This is a genomic window from Actinoplanes italicus (genome assembly GCF_003001815.1).
GTDB classification, from domain to species: domain Bacteria; phylum Actinomycetota; class Actinomycetes; order Mycobacteriales; family Micromonosporaceae; genus Actinoplanes; species Actinoplanes italicus.
On the sequence record NZ_PVMZ01000019.1, the window covers coordinates 92,987 to 110,436 of the forward strand.

The window sequence follows — 17,450 nt, forward strand, 5'->3', positions numbered from 1 at the left end:
CGTGGCCGGGGCCGGCCCGTCGCCCACGGGGACCCTGCACACGTCCGGACCGAGCAGGTGGGGACCAGCTCGCGTATCGCGTTGACGGTCCGGTGTGTGTCGAGGGTGGCTGGCCGGTCCCCCGGGGGTGGTTACGCCTCGGCGAGCGCCGGAGTGCCGGCCGGCTCGGACACCTCCGCCGTCGCCGAGGCGCGGCCAGGCACCAGCAGCGCCACCGCGAACGCGGCCGCGCTCGCCGCCGCCAGCAGCAGGAACGACAGCGTGTAGCCACTCTCGGCGGGCAGCCCGTTCGCCCCGGGGTGGCCGGTGACGATCGCGCTGACCAGCGCCGTGCCGATCGACGCCCCGATGGTGCGGATGTTGGTGTTCATGCCGCTGGCCGCGCCGGTCTGGTGGCGGGGCACACTCTGCACGATCAGGTTGATCATCGACGAGTAGATCAGGCCGAGCCCGATGCCGAAGACGGCGCCCGCCAGCGAGACCGTCCACTTCTGATCATGCGCGAGGGCCAGTGTGAGGCAGGCCAGGGTGCCCATCGCCGAGCCCCACAGCAGCTGCGCCTTGTTGCTCACCCACCGGGTCAGCGGGCCGCTCAGCGAGCCGAAGATCGCCATCATGACCAGCAGCGGGGCCATCAGCAGGCCGGCTTCGGACACGGTCGCGCCGAACCCGTACCCGGAGGCGGCCGGAACCTGCATGAGCTGCGGCAGGAACGCGAACACGCCGAACATCGCGGCTCCGAAGAGCAGGGCGGCCAGGTTGGTGGTCCAGACCGCGGGCAGGCGCATCATCCGCATGTCGATCAACGGCTCGGCGGAGCGGAGCTCGGCGAACATCCATCCGGCCAGCAATGCGGCGGCAAGAGCCAACGATCCGAGCGTACGTCCGGACGACCATCCCCAGACGGCGCCCTTGCTGAGTGGCAGCAGCAGTGCGACGAGCCAGCCGGCCAGCAGGATCGCCGAGACGATGTTGATCCGTCCCGGGCTGCGTACCGGTGACGCCGGCACGACACGCCAGGCCAGAAGTCCGACAACGGTCACCACGGCCAGGGGGATCCAGAACAGCCACCGCCAGTCCAGCCAGCCGACGATCGGACCGGCCAGCACGATGCCGATACCGCTGCCGGTGGCGATCACCGCGGCCATGGTGCCGATCGCCGAGGCCACCCGGTCCGGCGGGAACTCGTCGCGGATGATGCCGAACGAGACCGGGAACACCGCGGCCCCGAGGCCCTGCAGCACGCGGGCGGCGATCAGCACGCCGATGCTCGGCGCCAGCGCGGCGACCAGGCAGCCGATCGCGATCGCGGCGAGCGCGACGATCAGCGTGCGGTCCTTGCCGATGATGTCGGCGACCCGGCCCATCAGCGGGGTGGCGACCGAGGCCGCGAGCAGCCAGGCGGTGAGCACCCAGGTGACCGTGCCGGTGGAGGTGTGCAGATCCTGCTGGATGGTCGGCAGCACGGGTGTCAGCAGGCTCTGCATCAGGGCGAACGCGGCGGCGGCCGCGGCCAGCACCGCGAAGGTCATCCGCGGGCCCGCCTGGTAAAGTCGAGGCATGCCTCCACATTAACGGAGGCGTGCCTCCGCTTCGCAAGGGGTTTTCATGACCGAGGTGCCGATCACAGTGCGCCGCCCGCAGCGCGCCGACGCCCGGCGCAACTTCGACGCGCTCCTCGTCGCCGCCCGCGAAGCCTTCGCCACCAACGGCGTCGACACCAGCCTCGAGGAGATCGCCAAGCGGGCCGGCGTCGGCATCGGTACCCTCTACCGCAACTTCCCGGCCCGGCAGGACCTCATCGAGGCCGTCTACATCGAAGAGGTGACCCAGCTCAGCGAGGTCGCGGCCACCGTCGCCGACCTGCCGCCGTGGGAGGCGCTGCGGGCCTGGCTCGAGCGCTTCGTGGCCTACGTGGCCACCAAGCGCGCCATCATCGACCTGCTCAATCGCGACTCCGCGATGTTCGGCAGCTGCCGGGCCGTCATGTACTCCGCCGGCGAGCCCCTGTTCGCCCGGGCCCAGCAGGCCGGTTCCATCCGCGCCGACGCCGCCTTCGACGACGTCCTGCGCCTTGTCTCCGGCCTGAGTTCGGCCGCCTTCGTCGACGAGGACCAGCGCCGCCGCGTCCTCGACATTGCTCTGGACGGCCTCCGTCCCCGAGGCTGAACCCTGAAGGGAGCGCGATGTCGCTGTTCGGCGAGGAGTACACGGCCGACCCGCACCCGGCCCTGGCCGAACTGCGCGAAGCGGGCCCGGTCCACCGGGTCACCTCGGCGGCCGGGGTCCCGTTCTGGATGGTCACCCGCTGGGACGAGGCCCGGCAGGTGCTGACCGATCCGTCGCTGTCCAAGCGGCAGCCCGTCGACCAGCTGCCCGCGTCGCTGCGCCCGGCTCTGGCGACCCAGATGCTGCTGCGCGACCCGCCGGACCACACCCGTCTGCGGCGGCTGGTGTCGGCCGCGTTCACCCCTCGGCGTACCCGGGAGTTGACGCCCGCGATCGAGCGGATCACCGACCGGCTGCTCGACGAGCTCGGCGCGGCACCCGAACCGGATCTGATCGCCGGCTTCGCCGTACCGCTGCCGTTCGAAGTGATCTGTGAACTTCTCGGGGTTCCGCCGCGAGAACGCGCACCGCTCCGCGCCTGGTCCGACACGATCATCGTGGGCGGACCGGCTCCGGCCGACATGGTCGCGGCCATGTCCGGGATGGTCACCTACTTCGGTGACCTGCTGGCCCGCAAGCGAGCCGATCCCGAGGACGACCTGCTCGGCGCGCTGCTGACGATGGCCGACGAGGGCGACCGGCTCTCCGGTGACGAACTCGTCGGCATGGCGCTGCTGCTGCTGATCGCCGGCCACGAGACCACGGCGAACCTGATCGGCAACGCCGTTCACCTACTGTGCCGCATGCCGGCCCGCCCGGACCGCCCGACGGCCGCCGTGGTCGAGGAGGTACTGCGGATGGCGAGCCCGGCGGCGACCTCCACCTACCGGGTCACGACGCGCCCGCTCACCCTCGGCACCGTCACGATCCCGGCCGGGGAGCAGGTCCTGGTCTCGCTGCTGGCGGCGAACCGCGATCCGGAGCGCTTCACCGACCCGGACACCTTCGACCCGGACCGCGGCGACGGCGGGCACCTGGCCTTCGGGCACGGCATCCACTTCTGCCTGGGCGCACCGCTCGCCAGGCTGGAGGCCGGTATCGCTCTGGATCGACTGTTCGCCCGGCACCCGGACCTCGAGGCAGCGGTGCCGCCCGAGGACCTGCGGTGGCGCTCCGGACTGCTGATGCACGGTCTGGCCGCGCTACCGGTACGCCTCGGCCGACCGCCGGCCTGACGGCGGGCCCCGAGGTCAGTCGTCGGCGGCCTCGTCGTCCGGATCCTCCTCCGGTACGTCCTCCGGCCGGCCGACCCATCCCGAGAACACCGGAACGCCGTGCCACGGCCCCCGCGCCGTGTCGTTCGTGACGGCGACGACGGCGTACGGATGTCCGAATCGCAGTTCCGCGGCGCGCACGTCACCTTCCGCGGGCTCACTCTCGATGGCGGCGCCTCCGGTGACCGCGGCCGCCTCGAAGCCGTACCGGCCATACTTGGCCACCGCGGCCTGCCGGGCCTTGAACTCCAGACCGCTGCGCTCCAGCAGCGGTGCCAGTGCCCGAGCCGCCAGCGGGAACCCGAGTGACGGGTCGCCCAGGTCGTGATTGCCCTCGGCTGCCCAGCACGGCAGCACCGCCCGATGCCGTTCCTCCCGGCCGGACGGCGCGTGAGTGGGTGCGCGGTCCTCGCGGATCGTCCAGAGTGTGGTCTCGCCCACCGGAAGGTCGAACAACGACACCCGGTGTGCCGGTGGTCGGTCGTGGACGGTGGGAGCGATCTCGTGGGCAGCGGCCAGTACGTTGCCGAAGGCGACATCCGGCGCGGCGGCGACCGACACCACGGAGAGCCGCGCCGGGCCGCAGCCGGCGGTTGCGGCGTGCACGATGACGTCGCCGGCCGTTTCCGTGGTGGCGATGAACGCCACGTGTCCGGCGGGCGGGCTGCTCAGGACGCGGCTCAGGTCGGCGGCCCACGCGCTTTCCGGCCCCAGCGCTGATGCGGGCGCGACGTCGAACGGCTCCTCCCACGTCACCCGGGTCGCCAGGGCCCCGGCCAGCACGAGCACCACATCGGGCGTCACCTTCAGCGGGAACTCGTCGATCATGCCGAGACTGTGTTCCTTCGCCCACGCATCGAGGAGCGCCTGCTCCGGCAGCGGCCCGGTGCCGGTCCGCGGGGGAAGGCTCGAATACCAGTGCCGCAGCCTGTCCGTGTCAGTGCCCGGCCGGTTCCAGACCGCGGTGGCCGACGACACCAGCGGATGCGGTTGCTCCAGCATCGCCGTGGCGGCCGCTGCGGCAGCCTCCACATCCATGCCGAGCACTTCCGTCAACGCGGCGCGGGTGGTGCGGTCGCGTTCGCCGGCACCGGCGCTGGTGCGGTCGCGTTCGCCGGCGCTGCCGCTCGCCGACGCGCAGAGGGCCAGCAGAATCCAAGCTCCCAGCGGTGATGCGACATGATGCCCGTCACCGGCCGTTGCGTGAAAGCGTCGCGCATACCGAGCAACGGCGCCGGAGACGTCCTGTGCCATGGCGGGCAGTGTGCCAGACACCCACAACGGTGGCCTTCACGCGGCCGACCTCGAACGGCTCAGCTCGCGCCTCCCCGCCGAACTGGTGCGCGACATGGGCATACGCGTGTTGAGCACGTTGGTCGATCGCGGCCTGATCGAAGCACGCAGTTCGGGCGTTACAGTGCCATCCGTGAGTGATACCCCACTGTCGGATCTCATGGCCGAACACTCGGATACGAGCAGCCCGGACAGCTACGCCCGGTTCCTGGAGATGTTCCGCGACTCCATTGTCGGAGTCGTGGGCATCGGGACCGTGACGCACGACGCGCAGGGACTGCCCGTGACCGCCCCCGGCTTCGCCGTTGGCCGGACCACGCACGGCGACGGACGGCACCGGATCCTCACCTTCGCTGACCCTGACGTCGCCGCACAAAGGCCGAACTCCCAGTGCAACGCCGGTGTGCCCGGTCGCGTACTCCTGCAGATGGCGGTCGAGGACCCGGAATGCGAAGGCATCCTGGTCAACAGCGCGACCCGCCAGATCAGCCTCGTCATCGGCAAGGAGTCAGCCCAGTTCACGACGGACGGGGTGGCGGTTGCTCCCAAGAAGAAGCCTTGGTGGCGCCCGCGGTGACCGTCACATGCGATTGTTAGCAGCGACGCGTTGCCGGCAGCAGTTCGAGTGCACACCCGAGGTGCCGCCGAGGATTCGGCTCCAGGATCATGCAGGGGCATGCTCGAATGCCCTATGCGGATGAGCTACGACAGTGAGGCGAACGCGGCGTACCTCACCATTGACGAAGACATCCCGAACGGGTCCGTGACGGAGAACTTCCGCGGACCACCCGCCAACCGCGTTCCCCACCTCTCCGGGCAGAACATCCAGCGTGGTCGATCAGCGGCTGAATGAGGGCCTCAGCGGGCTCATTCGCGCGCCCAGCGTTCGGCGTGAGGCTCACCCCAATGAGGCTTCCCGCGAAAATCCGCAACACGCTCCGCGGCATGACGATTGACGCCGGATCTAGTCGTGCTGGTCGGTGGAGACGTCTTCTGCCTGCTGGCGCACCTTGCTCAGCGCAAACTGCGGCCAGTACTTGATCAACGCGATCACGCCAACGGCGAAGGCCGTCAGAACAAGCACACTGCGGATGCCGCGGGAGAAGAGATCGAGCCGGACGCCGGCATAGCCGGCTACCTGAAACAGGAAGAATCCGCTGATGAGGATGAAGAACACACCAAGCTTCCGGATCCGCTCGGGGCTCGGCACGTAACCACCAGGAACTCTTCCGGTGGTCAAGACATAGGCACCAAGGCAGAGCTCACCCATGCCCATGACCGCCATGATGACGTTCACCCCATCCATGAACTCCACGCCCAGACGCTACCCGCCGCCTGCAACGCACAGCAGCGCCCGGCTCGCGGCGGAAGAAGGCCCCAATCCAGGTAGCGGCGGGCGTCCGGAAGGTCCCGGAGCGCCGCGGCGCCGAGGTGGCCGTGGAATTCGGCTCCGTCGCCGCAATGGTGCAGCCAGCGTTCCTGCTGCCGGCGGCGACGCACCATGGGCACAGCTCGTTCTCGATCTCGTCGGCGGCGAACACCGGACCGGTGTAGATCATCGACCTGGCCTGGCCGCAAACACGAACAGAGGAGCGAACCGGGCCGGACGGAGCCGGTGGCCAGCGGGTCCGGATGATAGGGGAAGTCGGGTGGGGCGCTCACGATCTCCATCTTTCCGCGATGGTGTCCGATCCGGGCGTGACCGTTCGTAGAAGTGGTGACAGAAGGAGACGACCATGCCCGAGTACCTGATCAGCTTCAACGACGAGTGGGTGCCCGAGCACACCGAGGAACAGATCGGGACCAAATCCGCCGCGGTCCGGCCGGTAATCGACGAGATGATCGCCGAAGGGGTGCTGATCTTCAGTAACGGAGGGCTCGACCGGTCCACCGTGGTGTGCAGTGCCGAGTCGGGGGAGGGCGGGCCGATCGTGACCGACGGGCCGTACGTGGAGACCAAGGAACACCTCGGTGGCTTCGCCGTCGTGGACGTGCCTGACGACGACACGGCGCGCTACTGGGCCGGCCGGCTCGCGACCGCGCTCGAATGGCCGCAGGAGGTGCACCGCTTCCGCGGGCCCGGCCGGGGGCGGTATTGAGCGTCCCAGCCGCTGAGCAGGCGATCACCCGTGCCCACCGCGACGAGTGGGCGCTGGTGGTCGCCGGTCTCGCGCGCCGGTTCGGTGACCTCGACGTCGCCGAGGAGTCCGCGGCCGAGGCGTTCCTGGCCGCCGCCGAACGATGGCCGCGTGACGGCGTACCGCCGAATCCCGGAGGCTGGCTCGCCACCACGGCGTCCCGCAGGGCGATCGACCGGCTGCGCCGCGAGTCGCAGCGTGACGCCAAGCAGCGGGCGGCCGGGATGATGGCCGACGACACCCCTGCCGAGCCGATCGGGCCGGTCGAGGACGACCGGCTCAGACTGATGTTCATCTGCTGCCATCCGGTGCTGGCCGTGGAGGCCCGGGTGGCGCTCACCCTGCGCCTGCTCGGTGGGCTCACCGTCGCCGGGATCGCCCGCGCCTTCCTGGTGCCCGAGACCACGATGGCGCGGCGGATCACCCGCGCCAAGGCGAAGATCGGTGCGGCCGGCGTGCCCTACCGGGTGCCCACCGAGGACGACATCTCCGAGCGGCTTCCCGGGGTGCTCGCGGTCGTGTACCTGATCTTCAACGAGGGCTACCTGGCCGGTGACGGGGACGATCCGGTGCGCGCCGATCTCACGGGACAGGCCATCCGGCTCGGCCGACTGCTGCGCACTCTGCTCCCGGTCGACGGCGAGGTGGCCGGGCTGCTCGCCCTGATGCTGCTCACCGAGGCGCGGAGGCCGGCGCGCGTGTCCCGTACCGGAGAATTGATCGTCCTCGCCGAACAGGACCGCGATCTCTGGGACCGCGGCCTGATCGCCGAGGGACATGCCCTGATCAGGGAACGGATCGCCGCGGTCGAGTCCGGTGGCCCGTCCGTGGGCCGCTTCCAGCTGCTGGCCGCGATCAACGCGGTGCACACCTCGGGTGCCACCCGGTGGTCCACGATCGTCGCCCTCTACGGCCGGTTGGCGCGGCTCGACCCGTCGCCGATCGTGCGGCTCAACCGGGCGGTCGCGGTCGCCGAGGTCGACGGCCCGGCCGCCGGGCTGGCCGAGATCGATCAGCTGGCAGGCGTCCTCGACGGCTACCACGCGTTCCACGCCGCCCGTGCCGACCTGCTGCGACGACTCGACCGTGGTGGCGACGCGCGTGCAGCGTACGACCGGGCAATTGATCTTGCAGGTAATTCTGCCGAACGCGCCTACCTCACCCGCCGCCGCGAAGAGCTTCAGGACTAGATCAACGGCGATAGCGTACGGCCGGGGGCTTCTGTCTGTTCGGTATCCGACCGGGGCCGGCCGGCTCTGGAAGTGGACCCCGTTCCCCGAGCACGACGCTCCCGCGCCGCGCGCATCCCCCGCGCCGCGGGCATCTCTCGCGTCGCGGGCATCTCTCGCGTCGCGGGCATCTCTCGCGTCGCGGGCATCTCTCGCGTCGCGGGCATCCCCCGCGCCGCGCATCCCTCGCGCCGCGCGCATCTCTCGCGTCGCGGGCATCCCCCGCGCCGCGCGCTGGTCGTCTGCGGTGGAGATCTTGTGAGGTTGTGGTCGCTGGGGCGGCGTAGCCGCACAAGATCGCCCGACGCTTCGTCGCTTCGCCTTCTTGGCGGCAGATCTTGTGAGGTTCGGGTCGAGATGGCGGCCGAACCTCACAAGATCTGCCGTCAGCTGTCGGCGGCGGCGCTGTTGGTGGTGGTGGCGCTGTTGGTGGTGGCGGCGGCGGTGGTGGCAGCGGTGGCGGTGGCGGCGGTGGTGGTGGTGGTGGTGGCCTTGGTGGGGCGCTCGCGGAGCAGGATCATGGCGGGGACGATCGCGGCGAGCAGCAGGCCGAGCGCGAGCGGGCCACCGAGCAGCAGGACCAGCCCAGCGCCGATGTTCGCGCCGATACCGCCGGCCGTGAAGACCCGCCAGCCGTAGCCGAGGATGACGCCGACCGCGACGAGCGGCAGCAGCACCGCCCACCAGCCTCCGCGGAAGCGGGACGTGACCGTCTGCTGCACGAGCAGACCGAGCGAGAACAGCACCGCGACACACGCCGTGATCCCGACGATCCGGTCACCGGTGGGTCCGAAAGTGATCGGCTCAATCCCGTAGTCGAGGTCGACGCCTTCAGCGGCCAGGGCCAGAGACGTGGGGTCGGTCAGGTCGCCGACCAGCCACGAGATCGCCACGGGCGTGGCCAGGACCAGAACGACCCCGGCGGGGAGGGGCAGGCGCATCAGAATCACGGTCATTTCTTCGTCGGTGGCGAATCATGATCACCTATGTCGAACAGAACGTCCAGCGACGCCAGTCTCGCCGATCCCGTCCACCCGTGACGTAGCTGGATCTTCGTGGCGGGGGCGACGGTGAGCGACAGCCGGACAGGACCGGACGGGGCGGGTAAGGATGATCGGATGCTGGACACCGCACGCCGCCATGAGTTCCGCGTTCTCGTCGCCGCCAAGCCGAGCCTTCCCCTGCTGCTCACCGCGGGACGCCTCGCCGGGTCGCTGCGGCGGGTGCCACGCATCGGATGGGTCAGTGCCGACCCGGTCGTGGCCCGGCGGATCCTCAACGATCCGGCGCACTTCACGCTGCTGGGTGAGGGCGGTGTCGGGCACCTGTGGGCGCAGGTCCTCGGCGACTGGGTCAACGAGATCTTCGACGGGCCGGGCCACCACCAGCTCCGCTCCCGGACCCGCGATCTGTTCACCGACGAGAACGCCCGCCAGCTCACCGACCGGGTGATCGGTCCCCGGCTGGCACAGGCCGGTGCCGAGCTCGCCGGCGGCCGCGCGGTCGACATCGCCGACCTGGGCCGGGTGCTGGTGGGACGGATCGTCGCGGACCTGCTGCAGCTGCGGGTGGCGGATCGCGATGACGCGTACCGGGAGATCTTCGCCGTTGGCGAGGAACTCGCCGCGCTGGCGCTCGGCACCACCACGTCGACCCATCTCACGCCGGAGACCATCGCCCGGGCCAAGGTCATCGTCGCCCGGCTCACCGTCAACGTCGCCGAGGCGTGGCGGACCGCGGCGCCCGAGACGGTGCTCGGCCGATGCCGCGACCTGGGAATCGACCAGCGCCAGGCCGAGGGGCTGTCGACGCTGCTCATGGTCGCCGGCACCGAGACCGCTGCCAGCGCGATGGCCCGTACCGTGGCGATTCTGCATGACACCGGTGCCCAGCATCGGCTCCGCGCCGATCCGTCGCTGCTGCCCGACGCCGTCCGTGAGGGTTTGCGGGTGACCTCCCCGGCGCCGGTGATCGGGCGGGCCGTCGCCGCCGACGTCACCGTCGAGGGCCAGCGGCTGCGCGCGGGGGAGCGGGTGCTGATGCTGACCTGGACCGCCAACAACGCCGCCGGCGCCTTCGACCTGGATCGCGGTTACCTGCCCGACCAGCGGCAACTGTGGTTCGGCGCCGGACGGCACCTGTGCCTGGGCGCGCCGGTAGCGCGCGCCGAGATCACCGGCCTGCTGCAGACGCTGCTCGCTCCCGGCCGGGCCTGGCGCATCCGGGAGCGGCGCTACCGCCGTAATGTCCTGATCCCGTCCTACGCCCACCTTCCTTTACGCCTGGCCCGCCACTGAGGCAACCCCAAATAGAACCTTTTGTTGTGTACGTGCACGCGCTGTTGTGTATACGCAACAGTCGATGCGTGGCGGACAAGGATCCGAAGGCGAACCGGCGAGGCGGCTGCTTGCACAACCGGCTTCCGGTGCTGCGCGCCGAACGGGGCGTGTCCCGCAGTGACCTGGCGGCGGCGGTCGGCGTGAACACGCAGACCATCGGCTTCCTGGAGCGCGGCGACTACGGCCCGTCGCTGGAGCTGGCCCTGCGGATCTGCGCCTGGTTCGACCTGCCCGTCGAAGCGGTGTTCTCGCTGACACCGTTCGCACCCATGTCGGCACAGCTGTATCCCACCAAGACAGGAGAACCCCGGTGAGCATCGACGCTGACAAGCGCTCCGCGCAATTGAACCGCCTGCTGGCCGAGAAGGACGCCCGGATCCGGCAGCATCGGGACCGCCCGCTGCCCGGCTGGCTGGCGAGCCGTCGTAACCGCCGGATCGTGGCCCTGACGCCGGTCCTGCCGCTGATCGCCGGCTTCTACGCCGGGACCCTGCCCGACGGTGTGGCGCGCAGCGCCCTCATGGCGGCCGTGGCGGTGCTGAGTGTCGCGGGAATCCTGCTGCTGCGTACCGCTACCCGGCTGCTCGACAGCGCACCGGACCGGCTGCTCGACGAGCGTGAGATCAGCGAACGCAACCTCGCCTACCGTCTGGCTCACGGTCTCGTCGTGGTGTTGATCAGCCTGCTCGCGCTGATGGCGATCGCCGACGGTCTCGTGCGCAAGGCCGGAAGCGGCTCCCTGGTCGACGGCGACGGCTGGATCTCGATCACGATCACGGCGGTGCTGGTCGGCGCCATGATCCCCGCCGCCGTGCTGGCCTGGCGGCACACCGAACCGCTCGGCGGCACCGAGGACTGAGAACCGGCGCGCCGGACAGACCGCCGGGGTGCGGCCGGCGGTCAGTGAGGGAGCGGCGCGCCGGCCAGCAGGACCAGGGTGACGCCGGCCGTGGCGGCGGTGAGCAGGGTCAGGACCGGTCCCCGGCGCAGCGCCAGGGTCAGGACGGCCGCGCCGGCCAGCACGAGGTACTGCCAGGTCGTGGCCAGGGCGAGGGTCAGCGGAACCGCCGAGCCGAGGATCGCCCCGATGGCGGCCGGGCCCGCACCGTCCAGGAAGGCCCGGACGTAGCGGTTGCCGCGCAGCTGATCGAATCGGTCGGCGCCGAGCAGGATGAACGCGAACGACGGGCTGAACGCGACCGCCGCCGCCAGCAGGCCGCCGACCAGACCGGCGGCCGCGTAGCCGACCACGGCCACGGTGTGCACGACCGGGCCCGGCGTGATCTGGCCGAGGGCCACGGCGTTGAGGAACTCGGCGGCGGTCATCCACCCGTGGTGCTCGACCGCGTCGGCCTGCATCAGCGGGATGATCACGAAGCCACCGCCGTAGGAGAGCGCGCCGACCTTAAGCGCTGTCCAGGACAGCGCGGCCAGTACCCCCGTGCCCGCGCCGGCCACGGCCAGCAGCGGCAACGCGCCGGCGGGTCGTCGCGGCGGGGGTGACGGGCGCTGGAAGAGGACCTCGGCCACGCCGCAAGCGATCAACAGCAGGACCAGCCAGGGGCCCACGGTCGCCGCCGCCACAGCTCCGGCCAGCAGATACGCCGACCACCGGACCCGGCTGCTCTGCTGCGGTGCCCGCTGCCAGCCGGGCGGCATCAGGCTCCAGCCGGCCTGCAGCGCGATCGCGGCCACGGCGGCCCCGGCGCCCGCTCCGGCGGCCCGGACCCAGGTCGGCGGGTCGCCGAGGAACAGGGCGGCCAGGGCGAGGATCGCGATCAGGCCGGGCACGATGAACGCGGCGCCGCCGATCACGGCACCGGCCCGGCCGCGGACCCGCCACGCGCAGTAGATCGCCAGCTGGGTCGACGACGGGCCGGGCAGCAGGTTGCAGGCGGCCACCGCGTCCTCGAACTCGCGCGCGTCCAGCCAGCCGCGGTCGTCCACGCAGAGTTTGCGTAGCAGGGCGATGTGGGCGGGCGGCCCACCGAAGCCGATGCAGCCGATCCGTCCCCACTGGGCGAGCACGGTGCCGAGGCTCGCCCGCGGCGTAACCGCTGTCACCCGGCATCCGGCGGGGAGACGACGGCCGGCGAAGAGTCGACGGCCGGCGAAGAGTCGGCGGCCGGTGGGGAGGCGACGGCCGGCGAAGAGTCGGCGGCCGGTGGGGAGGCGGCGGCCGGCTGGAAGAGCTCGATCGGGTTGCCGGATGGGTCGTCGAGGACGATCTGGCGGCCACCGGGACCGCTCACGATGTCGCTGCGGAACGGCACACCGGCGGTACGCAGGCGGCTCACCTCGCTGTCGATGTCGTCGACGAGCAGGTGGATGCGGTTCCAGCCGCCGGGCTGCGGGACGCTGCCGTCGGGCATGGCGCGGCCTGCCGAACTGGCCGGGCCGGACAGCAGCAGCCGCAGGTTGCCACGCCGGACGTCGGCGAAAGCGGGCAGGAACGTGGTGATCGACTCGAAGCCGAGAAACTTCGTGTAGAAGTCGATCGAGGTCTGGACGTCCGCCACCAGGTAACGGACGTGCACGGTGTTGCCGGTCATGACCCTCTCCTTCTCAAAGCGTGTGCAGGAAGAAGCCGATACGTTCGGTGAGCTCGTCGGCCAGGCGGTCGAAGGCCGCCTGCCCGTCCGGATCGCGGGACGGGTCAGGCATGCTCCAATGCTGTGGCCGGCGGAACTGCAGTGGCCGGCCGAAGTGCTGTGGCCGGCCGAACTGCTGTGGCCGGCCGAACTGCTGCGGCCCGTGGACACCGTCGAGCGACGGGCACACCTCCTTGACCCGGTCACACAACGTGATCACGTGTTCGAACCGCTGGCCGGTGAACCGGTCGAGATGCTTCGGCTCGGCGGCGGTCAGGTCGAGACCGCGTGAGGCGAGCGCTCGAACGGCGTACGGATGAATGGGTTTGGGGTTGCTCCCGGCGCTGTGGACCTCGACCGCCCCGCCCGCCTCGCTCCGCAGGATGGCCTCGGCCATCTGGGATCGTGCGCTGTTGCCGGTGCACAGGAACAGCACGCGCCCGCCCGCCGCGGGGGCGGGGGCGGGGGCGGGGATGCGCATGCGCAGGGCGGGGTGGAGGGCGCCGCCGGTGCCGGCGAGCATGGCCGAGCACCGGGTGAGGTGCAGTGCGTAGTAGGTGTCGCGGCCGTCGGCGCTGCTGCGGCGGGCCGTGACGAGCTCCGCCTTGCGGAGCTTGCCGAGGTGGTAGGAGATCAGGTTCTGCGGCTGGCCGAGCAGAGCGGTCAGCTCGTGCACGGCCAGATCGCTGTGGGCGAGCTCGCTCAACAGCCGCCATCGGATCGGATGTCCGGCGGCGGTGAGGAACGCGGGCGGTGTGTCGGCCCCCATGACCGCAGGTTACATCAAACCAATTTGATGCAATACCCCTCAGCGGTACGTGAGAAGCCGCGCCTCACCTTCGAGGTGCGTGTGCTCGTTGAACGTCGACAGCGAGAGCCCCCGGCCGCCGGAGATCACCTTCGTCACGCCGGTGTTCACCGACACCCGGTTGAACGCCGCCCAGCCCGCCGTGGTCCCGGTGGTGAGCAGGCTCGCCGCCATCGCGATCGGTCCGCCGGAACTCGCCACCACCACGTCCCTGTGCTCGCGCAGCAGTTCACGAACGGTGTCGAGAGCGGCGGCGACACGATCGCGGAAGGCCGGGAACGACTCGGCGTACTCGGGATCGAACTCTCCCGACGACCACCGTGACGTCGCCGCGTCGAAGATCTCCTGGAAGGCCCGGTCCGGCCGGGCGAAGGTGGCCAGCTCGGCCGTCATGGCCGCCCGGTCCCGGAACGCCGGCCGGTGGATCTCCACGACGTGCTGGAAGTCGAACTCGTTCCAGCCCGCGTCGATCTCCACGCCGACGTCGAGTTTCAAACCGTCGAGCAGCCCCTCCACGGTCTCCGCGTGCCGGCGCATGTCACCACGCACCAACAGCGCCGGCCGGATGCCGCGTTCGGCGAAAGACCTTCCGAGGGTACGGGCCTGTTCGTGCCCGAGAGCAGAGAGCGCGTCGTAGTCGTCGGCGCCGAAGGACGCCTGACCATGCCTGATCAGTAGAAGTCGAGCCACCGCCGCACGATACAGCCGGATGTTACTCAGGAGTTGCGTTGCAGGCGCCGCAGCGCCAGCGCCAGCTGTGTGCGCAGCAGGCCGTGCGGCTCGTGCAGGCTCCAGCCGAGCAGATGCTCGGCCTGGGTGACGCGGTCCTGCAGCGTCGAGTGGTGCAGCCGCAGCTTGGCCGCGGCAGCCCGCAGGCTGGTCGTCGTGGTGACCGCGTGCAGGGTGGCGAGCAGCCACGGCACGGTCGCGTGATCGAGGGCCCGTACGTCCGGCACCGAACCGGGCTCGGCCACCGCGGCCAGCACGGCGAGCGCGCCCAGGTCGTCGTGCCGGACGACCGGATCGCCGGGGTCGTCGTCGGTGCCGTCGGCGGTGAACCGCAGCGCGATCCGCGCCGCCTCGAACGACACCGGGAGGTCCGGGATCGCGACGGCCGGACCGACGCCGCACCGGCCCGGCAGCGGATCCGCGGCCACCGCCGATATCCGGATCACGCCGGTGTGGCCGACCGACACGCGTGCCGTGCCGTCGGGGGCCAGGCCGAGCAGACGTGCGGCACGCAGCCGGGCCTCGGCCGGCGCGGTGGCGTCGACGAGCAACTCCACCAGGGCCGGTTCGTCGGTGGCCGGCGCCCGGCCCCGGGTGCGGTCGAGCACCGCCCGCGCCGCGCCGGCCGCCCGTTCCAGGATCATCGCGTCGACCGGGCCCGCCTCGCCGTCACGTTCCAGGGCGAGCACGGCCGTGCCCGCGTCGAGACACGGCCACCGATCGCCGGCCCGGTCGGGGGCGGCCTCGGCGGCACCGTCGGGCAGCATCCGGATGTGCACGCGCCGGGTGGTGTCGTCGAGCCGGGCCGGGCAGCCGGCCAGCACCGCCGCACCGCGGACGATGCTCTGCAGACCGGCGCCGGCCTCAGCGAGCCCGTCGAAGTAGGCGATGACCTGCACGGCCGCACCGGCCTGCGCGTCGAGCGCGGCCAGGCGTACGGCCAGATCCTTCATGCCCTTGAAATTAGGCGTTGAGAAGGCGGTCGAGCCAGCGGACCCGGGCCTGCCGGGCATCTTGGGAGAGCGCGGCCGCCGGCGCCATGCCGTCGAAGCCGTGGAAGCCGCCCGGCCAGACGTGCAGTTCGGCCCGTCCGCCGGCCTGCCAGATCCGGCTCGCGTAGGTGACGTCCTCGTCCCGGAAGGTCTCGGCGCTGCCGACGTCGATGAACGCGGGCGGCAGGTTCGACAGGTCGGTCGCCCGCGCGGGGGCGGCGTACGGCGAGACGTCCGGCCCACCGGCGGCGGCGCCGAGCAGCGCACCCCAGCCGGTGGCGTTGGCGGTGCGGTCCCAGATGCCGCGACCGGCCATCTGCACCGCCGACGGGCTCTCGTTGCGGTCGTCGAGCATCGGGCAGATCAGCAGCTGCCCGAGCAGTGCCGGGCCGCCGAGGTCGCGGGCCATCAGCGTGATCGCGGCAGCCAGGCCGCCGCCCGCGCTGGCGCCGGCCACGACCAGACGGCCCGGATCGAAGCCCAGTTCCCCGGCGTGCGCCGCGGTCCACAGCAGCCCGGCGTAGCAGTCGTTCACCGGTCCGGGGTGCGGGGTCTCGGGCGCCAGCCGGTACTCCACCGACACCACTACCAGGCTGAAGCGTTCGGCGTAGTCGAGCATCTCGGTCACGCCGAGGCGGTTGTCGCCGATGATCATCCCGCCGCCGTGGGTGTGGTAGACGCAGCCGAGGGTGCCGGTCGGCGCGGTGGGCCGGCAGATCAGCAGGGAGATGTCCGGGTCGCCGTCGAGGCCGGGGACGGAGCGCTCCTCGACGGTGAACCGGCCGTCGCGACGCAGTTCGTCGTCGCTGATGGCGGGGAGGACCTCGCCGCCTCCCCGCATGAGCGGGATCATCTCGGGGGTCAGCGCCGGCGGCAGTTGCTCGCCGATGACGCTGAGGGCGGCGGACAGTTCGGGGTCGAACGGGGGAGCGATGGACACGGCGCGGCCTCCTTGACGAAACACCGGTGTGATCGGTGTCACCTAGGATGCTGCGCCGGTGGCGGGGGGATCGAGCGCCATCCGGCGGAATCACCCCGCCATCCGGCGGGTGCGGGTCAGGCGGCGGGAGCCGGCTGCTGAGGCTGGGCCGGCTGAGGGCCGAGCGCGATGCTGAACAGTGTGAACCACACCGCCGCGGCGATGGCGAGGATGACCTGCAGCGGGGTGGCGGGCAGCCCGCCGAGCACGTCGACGTCGCTGACCTCCGGCGTGGCAGCCTTCTCGGCGCCCCAGGCGATCAGCGTGAACAGGCCCGCGAACAGGGTGGCGCTGAAGAGCGCGCCGCCCGCGCCGGCCAGGCCGGTCCGGATCAGCGACACGACGATGCTGCCGAGCGCGAACAACACCAGCAGGGCGCTGAGCCCGAACAGGGCGTACACCAGTTGGTCGAGCAGGTCACCGGTGGTCCGGCCGAGCTCGGCGTCGGGAACGACGGTCAGTTTCACCGGTACGTCGACGATGGCCTGCTCGTCGTGGAAGACGGCCAGGCCGCCGACCGGATAGACGACCGTGCCGGTGATCTTGCCCGCGAACTCGGTCCGCGCGGTCACCTCGGGAGTGAAGTACCGGCCGGTCGCGGTCTTGTCGTCGGAGATGTCCCGCAGGTTCGTGGTGATCTCGTCGCCCCAGGTCTGCGGCACCGGGTCCATCAGGATGATCTGCTGGTCGTTGATCGCCAGTTTCAGTCCGTCCGGCGACGCCCAGAGCCCGCTCACCGCGCTCGGCATCTTCACGCCGAGGCTCAGCGGCTCGCCGGGGCCGGTCGTGATCGTGATGGTCTGCTTGTTCTCGGCGACGAACACGTGGTCGTCGGCGTACTTCCGGGCCAGCGGCGTGTAGGCGATGAGTCCCGCGATCACCAGCAAGACGGCGACAACCCGGATGATTGTGGAGAGTATGGAAGCGAAACGCACCGGGGCAGCATAGGTGCGATCGGCCGTCGTCACT

At 71.2% G+C, this 17,450-nt stretch carries 20 protein-coding genes; 8 read left to right on the top strand and 12 right to left on the bottom strand.

Annotation, left to right across the window (positions count from 1 at the left end; all coding sequences use genetic code 11):
* Positions 1-131: 131 nt before the first annotated feature.
* Complete coding sequence (locus CLV67_RS36485) at positions 132-1,562, bottom strand: MFS transporter (protein WP_106326835.1); 1,431 nt, start codon at positions 1,560-1,562, stop codon at positions 132-134.
* Between the two features lie 46 nt (positions 1,563-1,608).
* On the opposite strand from CLV67_RS36485, the gene CLV67_RS36490 reads away from it, so the two are divergent.
* A complete protein-coding gene (locus CLV67_RS36490; RefSeq protein ID WP_106326837.1) occupies positions 1,609-2,169 on the top strand; it encodes a TetR/AcrR family transcriptional regulator in 561 nt (186 codons plus the stop codon).
* Positions 2,170-2,186: 17 nt separating this feature from the next.
* Positions 2,187-3,344, top strand: coding sequence for a cytochrome P450 family protein (locus tag CLV67_RS36495; RefSeq protein WP_106326839.1), 1,158 nt, complete (start codon positions 2,187-2,189; stop codon positions 3,342-3,344).
* 15 nt (positions 3,345-3,359) lie between these two features.
* Here CLV67_RS36495 and CLV67_RS36500 read toward each other — a convergent pair whose 3' ends face one another.
* Positions 3,360-4,637, bottom strand: coding sequence for a serpin family protein (locus CLV67_RS36500; protein WP_106326841.1), 1,278 nt, complete (start codon positions 4,635-4,637; stop codon positions 3,360-3,362).
* Between CLV67_RS36500 and CLV67_RS36505 the strand changes: the two genes are divergently transcribed.
* Positions 4,636-5,253 carry a hypothetical protein gene (locus CLV67_RS36505; RefSeq protein WP_211304169.1) on the top strand — a complete coding sequence of 206 codons (618 nt, stop codon included), beginning with the start codon at positions 4,636-4,638 and terminating at the stop codon, positions 5,251-5,253. The genes CLV67_RS36500 and CLV67_RS36505 overlap by 2 nt on opposite strands.
* A gap of 387 nt (positions 5,254-5,640) precedes the next feature.
* Here the strand turns inward: CLV67_RS36505 and CLV67_RS36510 are convergent, their stop codons facing one another.
* The gene (locus tag CLV67_RS36510; RefSeq protein ID WP_146169427.1) at positions 5,641-5,991 is read right to left on the bottom strand and encodes a hypothetical protein; all 351 of its coding nucleotides are present in this window, start codon (positions 5,989-5,991) and stop codon (positions 5,641-5,643) included.
* The gene (locus CLV67_RS54840) at positions 5,939-6,313 is read right to left on the bottom strand and encodes a CbrC family protein (RefSeq protein ID WP_373873182.1); all 375 of its coding nucleotides are present in this window, start codon (positions 6,311-6,313) and stop codon (positions 5,939-5,941) included. The genes CLV67_RS36510 and CLV67_RS54840 overlap by 53 nt, the downstream gene beginning before the upstream one ends.
* Positions 6,314-6,412: 99 nt before the next feature.
* On the opposite strand from CLV67_RS54840, the gene CLV67_RS36520 reads away from it, so the two are divergent.
* On the top strand, positions 6,413-6,775 hold the full coding sequence (locus CLV67_RS36520) for a YciI family protein (RefSeq protein ID WP_106326848.1): 363 nt from the start codon (positions 6,413-6,415) through the stop codon (positions 6,773-6,775).
* Complete coding sequence (locus CLV67_RS36525; RefSeq protein WP_239166665.1) at positions 6,772-8,004, top strand: RNA polymerase sigma factor; 1,233 nt, start codon at positions 6,772-6,774, stop codon at positions 8,002-8,004. Before CLV67_RS36520 ends, CLV67_RS36525 begins: the two co-directional genes overlap by 4 nt.
* A gap of 425 nt (positions 8,005-8,429) precedes the next feature.
* Here CLV67_RS36525 and CLV67_RS52865 read toward each other — a convergent pair whose 3' ends face one another.
* Positions 8,430-8,999: a hypothetical protein gene (locus CLV67_RS52865; RefSeq protein WP_211304170.1), complete on the bottom strand. Its 570-nt coding sequence runs from the start codon at positions 8,997-8,999 to the stop codon at positions 8,430-8,432.
* Positions 9,000-9,161: 162 nt separating this feature from the next.
* On the opposite strand from CLV67_RS52865, the gene CLV67_RS36535 reads away from it, so the two are divergent.
* From CLV67_RS36535 to CLV67_RS36545, 3 genes are all read left to right on the top strand, one after another.
* A complete protein-coding gene (locus tag CLV67_RS36535; protein WP_239166666.1) occupies positions 9,162-10,340 on the top strand; it encodes a cytochrome P450 in 1,179 nt (392 codons plus the stop codon).
* A 68-nt stretch (positions 10,341-10,408) separates the two neighbouring features.
* Positions 10,409-10,696: a helix-turn-helix transcriptional regulator gene (locus CLV67_RS36540; RefSeq protein ID WP_106326852.1), complete on the top strand. Its 288-nt coding sequence runs from the start codon at positions 10,409-10,411 to the stop codon at positions 10,694-10,696.
* Complete coding sequence (locus tag CLV67_RS36545; protein ID WP_106326854.1) at positions 10,693-11,241, top strand: hypothetical protein; 549 nt, start codon at positions 10,693-10,695, stop codon at positions 11,239-11,241. Before CLV67_RS36540 ends, CLV67_RS36545 begins: the two co-directional genes overlap by 4 nt.
* Positions 11,242-11,282: 41 nt before the next feature.
* On the opposite strand, the gene chrA is transcribed toward CLV67_RS36545, so the two are convergent.
* From chrA to CLV67_RS36580, 7 genes are all read right to left on the bottom strand, one after another.
* Positions 11,283-12,446, bottom strand: coding sequence for a chromate efflux transporter (chrA, locus tag CLV67_RS36550; protein WP_106326856.1), 1,164 nt, complete (start codon positions 12,444-12,446; stop codon positions 11,283-11,285).
* Positions 12,443-12,934: a VOC family protein gene (locus CLV67_RS36555; RefSeq protein ID WP_106326859.1), complete on the bottom strand. Its 492-nt coding sequence runs from the start codon at positions 12,932-12,934 to the stop codon at positions 12,443-12,445. Before CLV67_RS36555 ends, chrA begins: the two co-directional genes overlap by 4 nt.
* Positions 12,935-12,947: 13 nt before the next feature.
* Positions 12,948-13,742: an arsenate reductase/protein-tyrosine-phosphatase family protein gene (locus CLV67_RS36560; protein WP_106326861.1), complete on the bottom strand. Its 795-nt coding sequence runs from the start codon at positions 13,740-13,742 to the stop codon at positions 12,948-12,950.
* A 39-nt stretch (positions 13,743-13,781) separates the two neighbouring features.
* Complete coding sequence (locus CLV67_RS36565; RefSeq protein WP_106326864.1) at positions 13,782-14,471, bottom strand: histidine phosphatase family protein; 690 nt, start codon at positions 14,469-14,471, stop codon at positions 13,782-13,784.
* Positions 14,472-14,497: 26 nt separating this feature from the next.
* Positions 14,498-15,463 (bottom strand): helix-turn-helix domain-containing protein, encoded by a 966-nt coding sequence (locus tag CLV67_RS36570; protein WP_106326866.1) that lies wholly within the window; start codon positions 15,461-15,463, stop codon positions 14,498-14,500.
* Between the two features lie 10 nt (positions 15,464-15,473).
* Positions 15,474-16,442 (bottom strand): alpha/beta hydrolase, encoded by a 969-nt coding sequence (locus tag CLV67_RS36575; protein ID WP_239166667.1) that lies wholly within the window; start codon positions 16,440-16,442, stop codon positions 15,474-15,476.
* A gap of 116 nt (positions 16,443-16,558) precedes the next feature.
* Positions 16,559-17,416, bottom strand: coding sequence for a hypothetical protein (locus tag CLV67_RS36580; RefSeq protein WP_146169428.1), 858 nt, complete (start codon positions 17,414-17,416; stop codon positions 16,559-16,561).
* Positions 17,417-17,450: the final 34 nt, after the last annotated feature.

Coding starts and splice junctions, on each gene's coding strand:
- CLV67_RS36485 (WP_106326835.1), bottom strand. CDS start 1,562: ATGCCTCGACTTTACCAGGCGGGCCCGCGGATGACCTTCGCGGTGCTG.
- CLV67_RS36490 (WP_106326837.1), top strand. CDS start 1,609: ATGACCGAGGTGCCGATCACAGTGCGCCGCCCGCAGCGCGCCGACGCC.
- CLV67_RS36495 (WP_106326839.1), top strand. CDS start 2,187: ATGTCGCTGTTCGGCGAGGAGTACACGGCCGACCCGCACCCGGCCCTG.
- CLV67_RS36505 (WP_211304169.1), top strand. CDS start 4,636: ATGGCGGGCAGTGTGCCAGACACCCACAACGGTGGCCTTCACGCGGCC.
- CLV67_RS36500 (WP_106326841.1), bottom strand. CDS start 4,637: ATGGCACAGGACGTCTCCGGCGCCGTTGCTCGGTATGCGCGACGCTTT.
- CLV67_RS36520 (WP_106326848.1), top strand. CDS start 6,413: ATGCCCGAGTACCTGATCAGCTTCAACGACGAGTGGGTGCCCGAGCAC.
- CLV67_RS52865 (WP_211304170.1), bottom strand. CDS start 8,999: ATGACCGTGATTCTGATGCGCCTGCCCCTCCCCGCCGGGGTCGTTCTG.
- CLV67_RS36535 (WP_239166666.1), top strand. CDS start 9,162: ATGCTGGACACCGCACGCCGCCATGAGTTCCGCGTTCTCGTCGCCGCC.
- CLV67_RS36555 (WP_106326859.1), bottom strand. CDS start 12,934: ATGACCGGCAACACCGTGCACGTCCGTTACCTGGTGGCGGACGTCCAG.
- CLV67_RS36560 (WP_106326861.1), bottom strand. CDS start 13,742: ATGGGGGCCGACACACCGCCCGCGTTCCTCACCGCCGCCGGACATCCG.
- CLV67_RS36570 (WP_106326866.1), bottom strand. CDS start 15,463: ATGAAGGATCTGGCCGTACGCCTGGCCGCGCTCGACGCGCAGGCCGGT.